This window comes from Bradyrhizobium sp. NAS80.1 (assembly GCF_001908205.1).
Classification (GTDB): Bacteria; Pseudomonadota; Alphaproteobacteria; order Rhizobiales; family Xanthobacteraceae; genus Bradyrhizobium.
This window is the reverse complement of the sequence record NZ_LGHL01000049.1, coordinates 36290-49302: the sequence shown is the minus strand read 5'-3', so window position 1 is coordinate 49302 and position 13013 is coordinate 36290. Positions and strand designations below refer to the sequence as shown.

General features: G+C 61.3%; 14 protein-coding genes and 1 pseudogene. 7 read left to right on the top strand and 8 right to left on the bottom strand.

The features are described 5' to 3' along the window. The coding region (locus tag AC629_RS13190; RefSeq protein WP_210419031.1) for a TetR/AcrR family transcriptional regulator at nt 1-773 on the top strand (773 nt) is incomplete at its 5' end. A gap of 66 nt (nt 774-839) precedes the next feature. Here AC629_RS13190 and AC629_RS48600 read toward each other — a convergent pair. After that, nucleotides 840-932 (bottom strand): annotated as a pseudogene (locus AC629_RS48600) (IS6 family transposase); the annotation flags it as partial. A 295-nt stretch (nt 933-1227) separates the two neighbouring features. Between AC629_RS48600 and AC629_RS13180 the strand changes: the two are divergent. From AC629_RS13180 to AC629_RS13170, 3 genes are all read left to right on the top strand, one after another. Beyond that, a complete protein-coding gene (locus tag AC629_RS13180) occupies nt 1228-1701 on the top strand; it encodes a carboxymuconolactone decarboxylase family protein (protein WP_084805181.1) in 474 nt (157 codons plus the stop codon). Further along, nucleotides 1701-2558, top strand: coding sequence for a sigma-70 family RNA polymerase sigma factor (locus AC629_RS13175; RefSeq protein WP_084805180.1), 858 nt, complete (start codon nt 1701-1703; stop codon nt 2556-2558). The genes AC629_RS13180 and AC629_RS13175 overlap by 1 nt, the downstream gene beginning before the upstream one ends. Nucleotides 2559-2921: 363 nt before the next feature. Then, a complete protein-coding gene (locus tag AC629_RS13170; RefSeq protein WP_084805188.1) occupies nt 2922-3470 on the top strand; it encodes a hypothetical protein in 549 nt (182 codons plus the stop codon). 65 nt (nt 3471-3535) lie between these two features. Here AC629_RS13170 and AC629_RS13165 read toward each other — a convergent pair whose 3' ends face one another. Then, nucleotides 3536-4840 carry a PQQ-dependent sugar dehydrogenase gene (locus AC629_RS13165; RefSeq protein WP_084805179.1) on the bottom strand — a complete coding sequence of 435 codons (1305 nt, stop codon included), beginning with the start codon at nt 4838-4840 and terminating at the stop codon, nt 3536-3538. A 250-nt stretch (nt 4841-5090) separates the two neighbouring features. Here AC629_RS13165 and AC629_RS13160 point away from each other — a divergent pair, with 250 nt between their 5' ends. From AC629_RS13160 to AC629_RS50545, 3 genes are all read left to right on the top strand, one after another. Then, the gene (locus AC629_RS13160; RefSeq protein WP_245331841.1) at nt 5091-5651 is read left to right on the top strand and encodes a hypothetical protein; all 561 of its coding nucleotides are present in this window, start codon (nt 5091-5093) and stop codon (nt 5649-5651) included. Nucleotides 5652-5977: 326 nt separating this feature from the next. Continuing rightward, a complete protein-coding gene (locus AC629_RS13155) occupies nt 5978-6184 on the top strand; it encodes a hypothetical protein (RefSeq protein WP_084805178.1) in 207 nt (68 codons plus the stop codon). Between the two features lie 215 nt (nt 6185-6399). Further along, nucleotides 6400-6594 carry a DUF2934 domain-containing protein gene (locus tag AC629_RS50545; RefSeq protein ID WP_143199101.1) on the top strand — a complete coding sequence of 65 codons (195 nt, stop codon included), beginning with the start codon at nt 6400-6402 and terminating at the stop codon, nt 6592-6594. A gap of 802 nt (nt 6595-7396) precedes the next feature. Here the strand turns inward: AC629_RS50545 and AC629_RS13145 are convergent. The 6 genes from AC629_RS13145 to AC629_RS13120 all read right to left on the bottom strand — a co-directional run bounded on the left by AC629_RS13145 (nt 7397) and on the right by AC629_RS13120 (nt 13005). After that, nucleotides 7397-9181, bottom strand: coding sequence for an adenylate/guanylate cyclase domain-containing protein (locus tag AC629_RS13145; RefSeq protein ID WP_084805186.1), 1785 nt, complete (start codon nt 9179-9181; stop codon nt 7397-7399). A 327-nt stretch (nt 9182-9508) separates the two neighbouring features. Next, nucleotides 9509-10135, bottom strand: coding sequence for a methyltransferase family protein (locus AC629_RS13140; protein ID WP_084805176.1), 627 nt, complete (start codon nt 10133-10135; stop codon nt 9509-9511). Nucleotides 10136-10166: 31 nt separating this feature from the next. Then, nucleotides 10167-11198: an NAD-dependent epimerase/dehydratase family protein gene (locus tag AC629_RS13135; protein WP_084805175.1), complete on the bottom strand. Its 1032-nt coding sequence runs from the start codon at nt 11196-11198 to the stop codon at nt 10167-10169. 30 nt (nt 11199-11228) lie between these two features. Continuing rightward, entirely contained in the window at nt 11229-11765 is a 537-nt protein-coding gene (locus AC629_RS13130) for an Mpo1 family 2-hydroxy fatty acid dioxygenase (RefSeq protein WP_084805174.1), read from the bottom strand. A 155-nt stretch (nt 11766-11920) separates the two neighbouring features. Beyond that, nucleotides 11921-12589, bottom strand: a complete 669-nt coding sequence (locus AC629_RS13125) for an OmpA family protein (RefSeq protein WP_084805173.1) — start codon at nt 12587-12589, stop codon at nt 11921-11923. Further along, a complete protein-coding gene (locus AC629_RS13120) occupies nt 12589-13005 on the bottom strand; it encodes a hypothetical protein (protein WP_084805172.1) in 417 nt (138 codons plus the stop codon). The genes AC629_RS13125 and AC629_RS13120 overlap by 1 nt, the downstream gene beginning before the upstream one ends. Nucleotides 13006-13013: the final 8 nt, after the last annotated feature.

The following is a 13013-nucleotide window of genomic DNA, read 5'->3' as shown; positions in this document are numbered from 1 at the left end:
CGATCGCTCCAGTTGCTCCAGCGAGAAAGATGCGCATGATTAAGCCTGAGGTGAGAGAGTATTCACTTTCCTATAGGTTAGGGTATGAAGAAACTCAAGAGGACGCTGCGCGTGCAAAAGCTGCAGCTAAGCGGGAGAAGGACATGAACGACGGGCCCCGAACAAAAGCAGCCGAAAGAGTATTCAGCGCAGCTCTGCGCCTCTTCGCGGAGAAGGGGTACGAGCGCACATCTGTTCCCGACATCCAGGCGGCCGCCGGGCTCTCACCCAATTCGGGCGCTCTCTACAAGCATTTCCCGTCAAAAAGGGCGTTGCTGGAGGCCATCGTCGATCACTATGTCGAGGCCGCCAAATTTGCCCAGTCGACATTGGCCGAACTCGATCTGCCCCCGCGCGAAGCTCTAGCGTGGATCGGCCGCAAGATGCTCGAAATGATGGCAGAACGACGCGCCGAGCTTCGGATCTTCTGGCGCGACTTGGAGCAATTCCCTGAGCTGCACCAGCGGGTCCGCGAGAACGTCATGCAAGCCACTTATCGAGGTATGGTGATGTGGCTCGAGCGCCAGAGAGAACAAGGGAAGCTAGAAGTGGACGATTCCTCCGCCGTCGCTGCCGTGCTTGTCGGCAGCCTTGCCATGTTCCGCGCCTTCGAGTCCCTTTGGGGAGAAAAAGCAATCGATGTGGCTGACGAGAAATTCCTCAAGGCGTGGCAGGACTTTTCCGAGAAGGCGCTCGGCATCTGGAAATCCGATGAATCTGCGCAGCCGCGTTAGACACCAAGCATCTGAAAGCCCAGATGCATGTGGTCCATCTCAATGCCGCAAGGAATCACTCGAGCACTTGAACCCGAGCATGGGCTGGATCCGCCGCTTGATAGCCCGATGATCCTGTTCAATCCAATCATTGAGATAGGCGCTTTGGCGGATGCGAATGCGCTTTAGACAGCCCCTCGATCTGTCGTTCGAGCCGGCCGGGCATGTCGCACGATAGGATCGGTTCACGGTTAGTCTGACTTCCACCGAACACTATCCGCTCAGGCCGGCCATGGCGCTCGAGCGCATTGCGTAAAAACCGATGGCCGCAACCAGATTGCGCCGCTCGCTGAACCAGAATTCTACCGTGTCAGCATTGCCTCGGGGGCAACCAGCATCGGAAAAATTTGAGGCTTTGTCACACTGGGAGCGCCTGCCTCGTCATGACATCGGAACCAACAGAAGGAAGCCGATCATGACTACCAAAATTGATCCCTTCGCCGCCGCCCCTGCGCTGATGAAGAGTTGGAGCGCCATGTCGGTCGCCGTTGCCACCGGCCTCGAGGCGAGCCTCACCCAACTTGTGACGCTTCGCGCCTCCCAGATCAACGGCTGCGCCAACAGCATCAATCTGCATGCAGAGGGAGCACATGCGAACGGAGAAACCGAACAGCGCATTTACCTGTTGCCGGCATGGCAGGAGGCTCCTTGTTATACCGACCGTGAACGCGCTGCGCTCGGCTGGACCGAAGCCCTAACGAGACTCTCCGAAGGACATTCGCACGCGGGTGCCTATGAAGCCCTCAAGGCTCACTTCACCGAGGAGGAGCAGGTCATGCTCACATTGAGGATCAACGTCGTCAATGGATGGAACCGCCTCGCGGTTGGTTTCGGACTGTGGGTTGATCCAGCGGTCGCAAGAGCCAACGCCAAGGCGGCGGCTGCTTGATGCCGAACGAGCAGTCAGAGGATACAGCGGCGGGTTTCAACCCGCTGCGCCCTAAGCTTATGCGGATTGCGTATCGAATGCTAGGCTCCGTAGCCGACGCCGAGGATATGGTGCAGGAGGCCTTCATCCGCTGGATGAGGGCCGACCGCAACGAAGTGCGCGAGCCCGAGGCGTTCCTGCGCCGCACGGTCACGCGCCTCTGTCTCGATCAGCTGAAATCGGCACGGCGCCAGCGCGAGACCTATGTGGGCCCGTGGCTTCCCGATCCCGTTGTGGAAGAGGACAAAGAGGAAGACGTCACCCTGCCGTTGATGCTTGCGCTGGAACGTCTTTCTCCGCTCGAGCGGGCAGCCTTTCTGCTGCATGATGTGTTCGGGCTGGCATTCGAGGAGGTCGCAGCGACCATCGAGCGCGATCCGGCGGCGTGCCGCCAACTCGCTGCCCGCGCACGCAAACACATCCGTGAGGCGAGACCTCGCTTCCATATGGAAAGAAAGCGTGGCCTCGATATTGCCGAAGCTTTCTTCGTCGCTTCGCGCAGCGGCGATATGAAGGCACTCGGTGCGATGCTAGCGGCCGATGTCAGTCTTCATGCCGACGGTGGCGGCAAGCGTCCCGCAGCCTTGGCGCCGATGTTCGGCTTCGACGCTGTCATGGAGGCTCACGAACGCGTGGCGGCTTGGTTCCGCGTAAATGGTTCGCAACTAATTCGTATCGTATTTGTCAACGGATTGCCCGGATTCATTACGCTGGAAGCCGACGGCGAACTTCAGACGACCGCACTCGATATCGAGGATGGCAAGGTCGCAGCAATCTATGTGGTACGAAACCCAGACAAGTTGAAGCATCTGCATTAGGTTCCCGCCCAGCCTTGGGCGATATCGAACCATGAAGAACTCCACCTTCCCGATACGGCGCTAGCAAACCGCGTTCGCCCCTGTGATGTCGCGTCGACATACCTTGTGCAACTGACGAGACGTTCCGCTGCGTAACCTCTCCGATCAAGTCCAGACATGGGGCCTTCATTGGAGGCGCTGTTGTCGAGACCGCTTGGGCGAGCTTTGGCTCATTACCGCACCAGGTTCCGGGCTCAGTGAGCCTGGCAGCGAAGCCTCAAGCGCGTCGAATATCATGATGAGACCGCGAGCACTCTTTCGACGTCGTGTCACATCTGCCGGATCTGCCTCGTCTTGATTGGTGTAACAATGGAGAACACTCTCATGCTGAAATGGCTGATCCGGCGGCAATTGGCCGCCTTTGAGCGAAAATTCGATTTCAATGCGGACTATCTCCGCGACATTCTCGACGCGGATCTGGGCGCCTTGCGAGCTATCAACAAAACTGCGGCGATTGCACAGTATCAGCGCGACATACCGGTCGTTGCTTGGGCCGCAGCAGGCATCACGGCGACGATGCATGAGGATTGCGGGCCTTGTACCCAACTCGGCGTTACCTTGGCAAAAGAGCGCGGGGTTGACCCTACGGTGCTGCGTGCCATCGTGAGCGGGGACGAGAAGGCCATGTCGGATGACGCGCGGCTCGCCTATCGCTTTGCCAAGGCGACACTTGCGCACGACGCTGTCGCGGACGATTTCCGCGCGATGGTTGAGTCCAGGTGGGGAAAGCGGGCGGTGGTTGCGCTTGCCTTCGCGGTTGCGGCCGGGCGGATATATCCCACCGTCAAATATGCGCTTGGCCACGGCAAGGCCTGCAGCCGCATAACGGTCGACGGAACGGTGTTGTCGCCCGTAGGCTCCCTCGTAGCCTGAAAGCCGGCACCGGCTCAGCTACAAGCCGGCGACGTCTGCTTCCACGACCGAAGTCAATTAAAGCCTTAGGCGTCGGTGACGCGCCAGATCACGTTGCCGACGTCATCGGCCATCAGCAGCGACTTCCTGTCGGGGCCGATCACGACGCCAACCGGGCGGCCGTAGGACTCCTTCTCGTCCGGGGACAGGAAGCCCGAGAGGATGTCGCGCGCCGGGCCGGAGGGCTTGCCGTTCTCGAACGGGATGAACACCAGTTTGTAGCCGGACAGCTTGCTGCGATTCCACGAGCCGTGCTGGCCGATCACCATGCCGTCGGGGAAGCCGGGCAGCGTGCCCGCCGGCATCCAGCACAGGCCGAGCGAAGCGGTATGGCCGCCGAGCGCATAGTCCGGCGTGAGCGCCTTGGCGACCATCGCCGGATCCTGCGGCACGCGGTCGTCCACCGTCTTGCCCCAGTAGCAATAGGGCCAGCCATAGAAGCCGCCGTCGCGCACCGAGGTGAGATAGTCCGGTGGCGTCTCGTCGCCGAGTCCGTCGCGCTCGTTGACGACGGTCCAGAGCACGGACGTAGTTGGCTCCCAGGCGAGGCCGACGGGATTGCGCAGGCCCGCCCCGAAGATGCGGTGCGTGCCGGCGACGAGGTCGAGCTCGTAGACCGCGGCGCGGCCTTCCTCGACCTCCATGCCCATTTCGGCGATGTTGCTCAGCGAGCCGACGCCGGCATAGAGCTTCTTGCCGTCGGGGCTTGCGAGCAGACTGCGTGTCCAGTGGCCGCTCGGCTTGAATGTGGTGAGTCGCTTGCCCGGCGCGGCGATGCGGTCGGCATTCGCGACATAGGGAAAGGCCATCACGCCGTCGGTGTTGCCGACATAGAAGGTGTCGCCGACCAGTGCCATGCCGAACGGCTGGCTGAGGTTTTCCATGAAGGCGCCGCGATACTCGGCGACGCCGTCACCGTCCTTGTCGCGGAGCAGCGTGATGCGGTTGGCACTGACGCCGAGCGCCGCGGCGCGCCGCATCGTTGCCTGCATTGCATAGTGAAACACGGTGCGCGGGGGACCTGCGATCTGCGTCGCTTCCGCGATCAGCACGTCGCCGTTGGGCAGCACCTCGATCCAGCGCGGATGGTCGAGGCCGGTCGCGAACGCGTTGACCTCGAGGCCGGGCGCGACGGTCGGCTTCTGGCCCTCGCTCCAGCCGCGTGCCGTCGGCATCTTCAAGGTCGGGATTGCGCCTTGCGGCTTGGCTTCGGGAATGGCGGGCGTCTGGCCCCAGGCCGCCGCGGGCTCGGTGCCCGACAGCTTTCGCCATTGCAGCGCGATGCCGCCGACGAATGCGACGAATTGTGCAAAGATGCTGGAAAAACTCATGAGAAGCCCCTCGTTGCGCGCGCATCCAACTGGGTAGCGGTAAAAAGGTCAACCGTTGCGGAACTCGACCGACGCCTATTCCCGTGGAATGGCAGCCGACCAAATTTGCATGGAGAGGAAGATTAGCGGTCGATGTGTCGGTCCAGCCGCCGGCGCGAGCCTCTGCTCCTACGCTAGGCGTGCCCAAAGGACATTGCTGACTGATTTTGCGTGCCAATGCCCAGCGCGCGCCGTCGCGACATCTCCAGGCATGCAGCGGTTTAACCATCCGTTAACCGTAGCTATTCATGATACTGCTCGTGTAGGTGTGTTCGCGATGAGCTTGATCTGGATGGCGCAGCGTGGTTCCAGAGCGACAGTTGGAGGGGATGAGGGCGTCCTGAGCTTTCCCTCACCGGCACCGGACAAGGGGGCAACGGCCCTCGATCTGGTACATCAAGCGGCCGATGTCTTCCGCGATATGGAGAAGCGCGCCCGCGAGACCGAAGCCCGCGCCCATTCGCTTTGCACGAGCGCGTTGGAAAGATTGCGGCTGGCCGAAGCGCGAGCGGAGGCCGCCGAGCGGGCACAGCATGAATTCACCGTCACCACCGAACGTAAGCTGCAAGATGCCTGCCGAGCGCTGGAGCAAGCCCAGTGCTGCATTGAAGCTCAGAAAGATAAGTTGACGGCCGTAGAGCTTCGCGCCGAAGTTGCAGAAACCGAGGCGCGACAAGCCAAGGAAGCGCTCGCGCTCGTTGAGGAGGCCATTCGCAAGCGTCTGCTTTGCGCAAACCCGCGTGCCGACGGCAGGTTGGCAACGGTAGCCTGATCGATTGCGACTGCAATGGCTCACTGGATACTACCGCGCAGGCAGGCGCGCGGAGCGGGCAACTCACCCTGCTGTGAGCCCGGCGGTAGCCACCTCTTTCAGCATTTGAATCGGGCGGGGTGGGGTTCGACCCAAATAGGGCCGGTGCAGCCCGAAAGGCTCTTTTTACTTACGGGACAGCACGCCTTGGTTGCCCGGGCGCGCCAACTCAAAATGACAGAGCCAAACGATAACGAACTATTAACCATGTTGGGCTATCTGGAGAATTGGGCATTCGGGGCGCTTGTGCTGGCTTGCGGGCCAGCCGGTAGCGTAGGCGTGGACCCATGGCCTTTGACCCGGAAGAACTCGTCACCCTGACAGATCACGGCTCGATGAAACTGCGCGCGGCAGTATCGCGAGCGATGACGTTGCTACCCAAGGAACGCAAGCGGACGACAATCGTCCGCGAGGGTGAACCGGCGATCCTGCATTTCGAGCAGATCAAGAACCTTGCGGCGCGGTGGAACGAAGGGCTCGCGCCAATCGACTGACTAGTTTCGCTGTGCTGGTGTCAATCGGGCCCCGCGCTCCCCGAAGAGGCGGCCCGTGCACGGCCCGGTCGTCTCTCTGTAAGCATGAGCTTGATGCCGGTCTTGGGCCGCACCCGCGCGACGCTTGGCTTCCGCTGCCCCGTTAAGATTTCATTAACCCTACGAGAGCAAGTCTTTTGGCCGGGGCCGGACGGATCATTCGCAAGGAAAATCCCATGCCAAATCTGGAAGAGGCAATTCGTGAGCGCGCCTACCACCTCTGGGTTGCCGATGGTCAACCCGACGGAAAGGCGGAAGTCCATTGGATGCATGCTCAATGCGAAATTCTCGCGGCGTCAGTCGCAAGCCCTGCCGTGGCTGACATTGCAGTGACAAAACCCGCCAGAAGGGCGCGGTCCCGGAAAAAGTAGAACTCGCGTTGACTACTCCAGCGCGAGGAGGTGCGCCGTTCGCGATTTGGTCGGCGGGATGCCGGTTGTCATTAGAAAATACATCCAACGATGCGGGAATTGGCAGCCTCGCTAACCCAAATTTCTTCGAGAGGAACAGACAACAACACCTAGACTATTCGTTGCGTCGGCAGTTCAATTGGCGTTGGTTGATCGAGCCGGTTTCTCGCACCATCCAGAGCCGAGAGCGACGAGCGCCGACGTGACCAGAGCCGATGGCAACCAGTGTCCGACGGGACCAGTGTCCGTAAGGCCAGCGTCAAAGAGGCCAGGGTCCAGAAGGCCAGCGTAAAGCGAGCATCAACCCTGCAAGCAGCCCGCCAAGTCTGCTCGCAGCCAAACTTGGCAAGACACGGCAAGGCCTTTGCCAACGAAGAACCTTTGAGGCTTTGGGACCGTCGGTCGCTCCGATGGTCCCTCTCATTGTGTTGCCATTGGCGCGAGACATCGGGCGGCTGCGCTTACGCGTTCACCATGCAATCGATGCAATCGCTGCTTGCCGTGTGACGGCTTTTGAGAGATGTCCGAGCCACTCACCGTGCCGCGCATCTTGATTGGAAATTGGCAACTTCCTCCGGACGTGAGGTCAATGCCGGCCGTCGAGTTCTCGCCCCGATCCGCTAGTGTCCCTGAGATTGAGCATTCAGAGACGGCCCCCCGCCCGAGATACAGACAGTAGGCTCGGACTGCTAGCAATCAGCGCCAACGCGGCGACCTTTGACACCTGCATAATAGGCTTCTCCGCAGCGTCAGTTTACGGACATCACTCCTCTGGCACCCCGGCTAGGCGCATGCCCTCACAGACCCGCTCTCGTCCGGCGAGATATTTCGTATTGTCGCTCGCTTGGCTCACAAGCAAGCGGCTGATGGTAAAGCTTGGTTCGAGCGCAAGTCCCACCTTTGCGGCGCTTCGCGCTTCATCAAATGTGCCAAGCAAGCCCAAGGCTGCGGCGAGCCAAAAATGGGCGGCAGGAAAGTTGCGATTGGCCTCAATGCTTCGTCGTAGCCAAGCGACGGCTTCCTTATCTGCGCCGATCTGTATCTTGGCCATGCCTGCAATATGCATCCAGCGGTGGGCAAAGATATCGCGAGGGGAGAGACGGAGAGCCTCGACTATATGGCCTTCTGTCTCAGCAGCGCGCCCCATGAAAAACTTTGCGATACCGATGGCGCTATGAGCACCGACCAAATTGCGATCAAGCTCTAATGCCCGCTCACATTCGGCGATCCCTTGGGCGGCGCGGTTCGTAAAAATGTAAACCCCTCCCAAGATCCTGTGGGCCGATGGGTGGTCCGGGGCCAATGACAGGGCTTTGATCGCATTTGCTTCGGCTGCCGAAAGGTACGCGGCTCGGTTATCAGCCAGCAGGGAAGCTCCGATTGTTAGATCGACGATTGCCAAGCCGACCAATGCTCCGACGCTTCCGTGATCGATTGCCAAGGCGCGTTCGAAAAAGCTACGCGCCTCGCTCATGTGCTCCACGCCCCTGTATGACCAGGCATAACCTTGAAAGTTCAAGTCCATCGCGTCCGGATTTGCAGAGCGTTCTGCTCGCCGCGCCTCAGCTGCAATCATTTCGGCATTCAGCGCGTTCGCCAGTCGCGCCACGATTTCGTCCTGCACGTCAAAGAGATCAGCGACCGGCTTGTCGAACCGCTCGGCCCAAAGGTGATTGTCGGTTTCGGCATCGATCAGCTGTACGTTGACCCGGAGCCGCTTGCCGCTCCGCTGCACAGAGCCTTCGAGCACGTAGCGGACGTTCAACTCTCGCCCGACCTTCTTGAGGTCAACCGCTTTACCCTTGTAGGTGAATGCCGTATGGCGGCCGATCACGAACGAACTGCTGATCCGCGACAAGTCAGTGGTCAAACTGTCGGTCACGCCATCGACGAAATAGTCTTGCTCGGGATCACCGCTGAGATTGGCGAATGGCAGCACGACGATAGAAAGACGAGGGGGAGACGGATGGTCGAGCTTCGCGCGCTGCGCCCCTGTCGCCGAGCTAGGCCCATCCCGGACCACCGCATAGGCCCGGACCGGAAGCGCGATGTTTTTGAGGTCTTGGACGCCCAGATCGGCGAATTCAACCCCGACCTTCCCCCGGACATGATCGTAGGCGGAAGACGAGATGCAGATGCCGCCGGGCTCTGCGATGCTCTCAAGCCGTGCCGCAATGTTTACGCCGTCGCCAAAGATGTCATGCGGCTCGACAATCACGTCGCCGACATTGATGCCGACACGAAAAGCGATCCGTCTGACTTCCTCATCGGCGGCTGTAAGTTCTTTGATGCGATTCTGAAATTGTGCCGCGGCCCGAACCGCCTCAACTGCACTTGGAAACTCTGCCATGAACCCGTCGCCGGTATTCTTGACGATACGGCCGCCGTGTTCGGAGATCGCAGGCGTGACGGCGTCCGCAAGCAGCGTTATCAGCTTGGCGTGCGTGGCCTCTTCATCATGGTGCATTAGCCGCGAATAGCCCGCAACGTCAGCGGCCATGATCGCCGCTAACCTACGCTCAAGCCGAACGGGCCGATCCTGCTCCATGGCATAAATTCCAACCCACATGGCGGATCAGAGACGTGCCAAATGCACGGCTATCATGCCGACAGGTAGGCAAGGGGTCAAAAAAAATAGTGTGCCTTTATCGATGCAAAGGACGCTTTTCGGAAGAATTTTCCCTCCCAGGATCGGTACCACCAAGTGCGCCCCGCCTCCTATAAGCCCCAGCTTGCATCCTTCGAGGCTCGACCGACGATGCATTCGCATCGCCGGCCTCGCACCTCCAGCGACAATGGCTGCGCGGGGATGACGGGACTAGCAGTAAGGTTGTGCAGAGAAAGCGGAAGGCAGCGACCGCGCCTTCGGGACGCTTCAGCGTGGCGACAGGAACGGGATGATCATCGGCACACGGCGGCAATAGGCACCGTAAGCGTCTTCGCCGAGCTCCTTGGAGAGGAACACCTCTTCCATCCGGCCCTTCTGCCACATGCCGAGCGAGATCAGGATCGCGCCGAGGATCGCGGTCACCGTGCCGACCGCAATGCCGGTCGCCAGCATGCCGGCGATCAGGCCGGTGTAGATCGGATGACGCACGATGCCATACGGGCCGGTGTCGATGACGCGGTGGTCTTCTTTGTGGGTGATGGTGTTCGACCAGAATTTTCCGAGATGCAGCCGTCCCCACCAGGTGAACGAGATGCCGGCGAGCACGATCAGCGCCACGATGTAGACGCCGGCATTGCTGAACACCCAAAGCGGCTTCTCGCCGAGCACTTCCGCGGTCCAGGGCGTGAACAGGATGCCGCCGACGAGGATCGGGATGCGATAGCGGCCGGACTCCAGCGTCAACACCTGCTTCTGGGTGCGGCCCTGCCAGAACGAGGCGCCGACCCAGCTTGCAAGCCAGGCGAGCCAGATCAGGGCGAGCAGTTGCGTCGGCCAGGTCGTGGTCCAGCCACCCCAGGCGACAGAGAGAAGCTTGCTGAAATCGAAGGACATGCGGAAAGGTTCTTTGCGTTGGGCGGAGAACTCAGCTCGCGCGCGAGGAGAGCGCGTGATGTTCGAGGGCGCCGGAGGCCTGCTGGCCTCCGCGGGTGAGAAGATGGGTAATGGTTTCGCGCAAGACCGGCTCGATCGGGCGCGGCGAATAGCCGAGCTCGGTGCGTGCCTTACCGATCGAGAGGTCGCTTGCGGCCAGCGCAATGCGTACGCCCTCGGCGGTGCCGTTGGGCGGGCGGCGCGTGATGCGATCGGAGATATGTTCGAGCATGATCGCGGAGAGCTCGGCGATCTTGCCGGGCACAACGACCGGAAACTGCCGGCGGCCGCTCATCGCCGACATCATCCGCAGGATGTGGCCGAGCGGGACACAGTCGCCGCCGAGGATGTAGCGCTGGCCGATGCGACCGCGCTCCATGGTCAGCACGAGGCCCATGGCGACGTCGCGAACATCGACGAGATTGACCAGGAAGTTGAGATGCGGCTGCACCTTCTTCTGCAGGAAGTACCAGAGCATCGCGGTCGGTGGCGTCAGATTGTGGTCGGCGGCACCGATCGGCATGGTCGGCGTGCCGATCACGAGCGGAAAGCCACTGGCCGCGGCCTTCGCCGCGTGATGCTCGGCGAGCGACTTCGACCGCGTATAGGCGCCGGGCATCGCGTCGGCCGGCTGCAGCGCCTCTTCGGCGGCAACGCCGGCCAGGTCGGAATAGGGGAACAGGATCGATTCCGTCGAGCAGTGCAGAAAGCGCGACACGCCGCGCTTCATCGCCGCCGAGAGCACGATCTCGGTGCCGCGGCAGTTGACATCATGGAAGTCCTGCTTGTTGGCAACCCACATGCCGGGCAGTCCGGCGAGGTGATAGACCTGATCGACACCCGCGATCGCCGCATCGACCGCAGCGCCGTCCAGCACCGAGCCGTGGACATGTTCAATGTCCGCGTTCGCCGCGGCCGGCGCACGGACATCCAGAACGCGTACCCGCTGCCCGCGGGCGCGGAGCGCTTCTACGAGGTGATGTCCGATGAAACCACTGCCACCGGTAACCAGTACGAGAGCCATGAAGAAAGTTTGCTGTTCCGCGTCTGGAAGTTATCGGGTTGAAAGGGAATTGGTCGGAAGAGGCGACAGAATCGCGGCAAGGTCGCGACGGAAGCCCAATGCGATGAACAATTTTGCCATGACAAACATAGGACCAAGCAGAAAATGGGTGGGGTGGTCGACCATCGACGGCTGCCGTTCCTCAAAAACCTTGTGGCCGACGACCTGTGCCGTGACGCCAAACCCGATCAGCAGGGCAAAAATCGTCCACATCATGGCGATCGAGACCTGATTGCCGATTGCGGTTGCGACCCAAAGCAGCACGATCATCGCGGCGAGGATGCCGAGCCCGATCCCGGCGTCCAGCATCAGCCAGTAGACCAGCACCGGCAGGGCCAGAATCACCGCCAGGCTCACCTCGATCCCGAATACAGGAAAATGCACGAGTGTCAGCGGCAGCACGGCGCCGGTGAAGAGCAGGAGGATGCCGACGACGTGCATCGCGCAATTCCAGGGATCGCGATGATACTCGACGTAGTCGGCCAGTTGGCGTTGAAAATAACCAGCCATCTCAGTCTCATGCAGCATGGGGTCGGGGAAAGGACGAGATCAGGCTATAGCACCGGATTGGGCAGTGCACAAACCGGCGCGCGTGTCGCGCAGGGCATGGCTGCCGCGTCCAAGACAGGACGCAAAACGGTCACGACTTCAAGGGGTTCCGTCAGGCGCTGATACGCCCTCGCTCAATGCTTCCTGGCGGGCTTTTTCGCCGCAGGCGCAGGCGCCGCTGCCGGACGCGCGGGCGCTTCCTCCGGCAGCTTGGCAAAGGTCAGGATTTGCAGCTGGCCGTTGACGGCGGAGGTCGGCTTGGCGCGGTCGAGAAACTGCTCTTCACCGAGGCCGATCGGGTGCAGCCGCTTGGTCGAGATCTTGAACGTGTTCACCAGGACGTCACGAATCGCGTCGGCGCGGCGCTGGCTCAGGATGGCATTGGCCTCGCGCGTCTTCGAATTGGATTCGACATGGCCGACGATCAGGAACGTGTAGGGCAGCAGCGAGGAATGAACCAGCGCGTCCGCGATACGGCCGACGGTCTGGTAGGAGGCCGGCTGGATGATCGGCGTGTCGGCGTCGAACTGGATCTGCGCGTTGAAGGCGGGCAGCTTGGCGAGATCGGGCGCGATCAGCGGCCGGTTCACCGGACCGGGATCGTTCTTGATCCTGGCCCTGGCGCGCTCCATCACCTGCTGCTTCAGCGCGGGAAGGTCGACCTCGGCGGCTTCTTCGAAATGGTTCAGCTGGCCGATGATGTCGTCACGGGTCGGCGCCGTCTGCGCGCCTGTCGCGCCTGAAAGCAGGGTGAGGCCGAGCGCGATGCAGATTCCGGCGGTGGAGAGCCTGTTCGCGCGCATCAGCGATACCCCGCGTCGTCGATGGCCTTCAGGCAGTTATTGCTGATGCCCTTGGGCGTCGACACCAGGCAGGGGATCGACTTGCTGGTCTCCTTGGTCGAGCCGCCGCAGACCTTGACGATCTCGCGCTGGCAGGCGTTCGCCACCGTGACGCGCGCGGCAATGCGCTTCTGGATGGCGTCGAAGGCGCCGAGATAGTCGCTCTGGCATTGCTGGGACAGTACGTCGCGGTTGCGCGACAGGCACTCCTTCAGCCGGGTCGAGTCCGGATTGACGCCGCGGCAATTGGCGACGATTTCCGCACCGCAGCTCTTGGCCAGCAGCCCGATCGAATCGCCAAAGCTCATGGTCTCCGCCGTCGCAAACGACGGCATCCCCAATGCAAGTACGATCAGTGTGACGGAGCCCCGGACCATGGATGCAT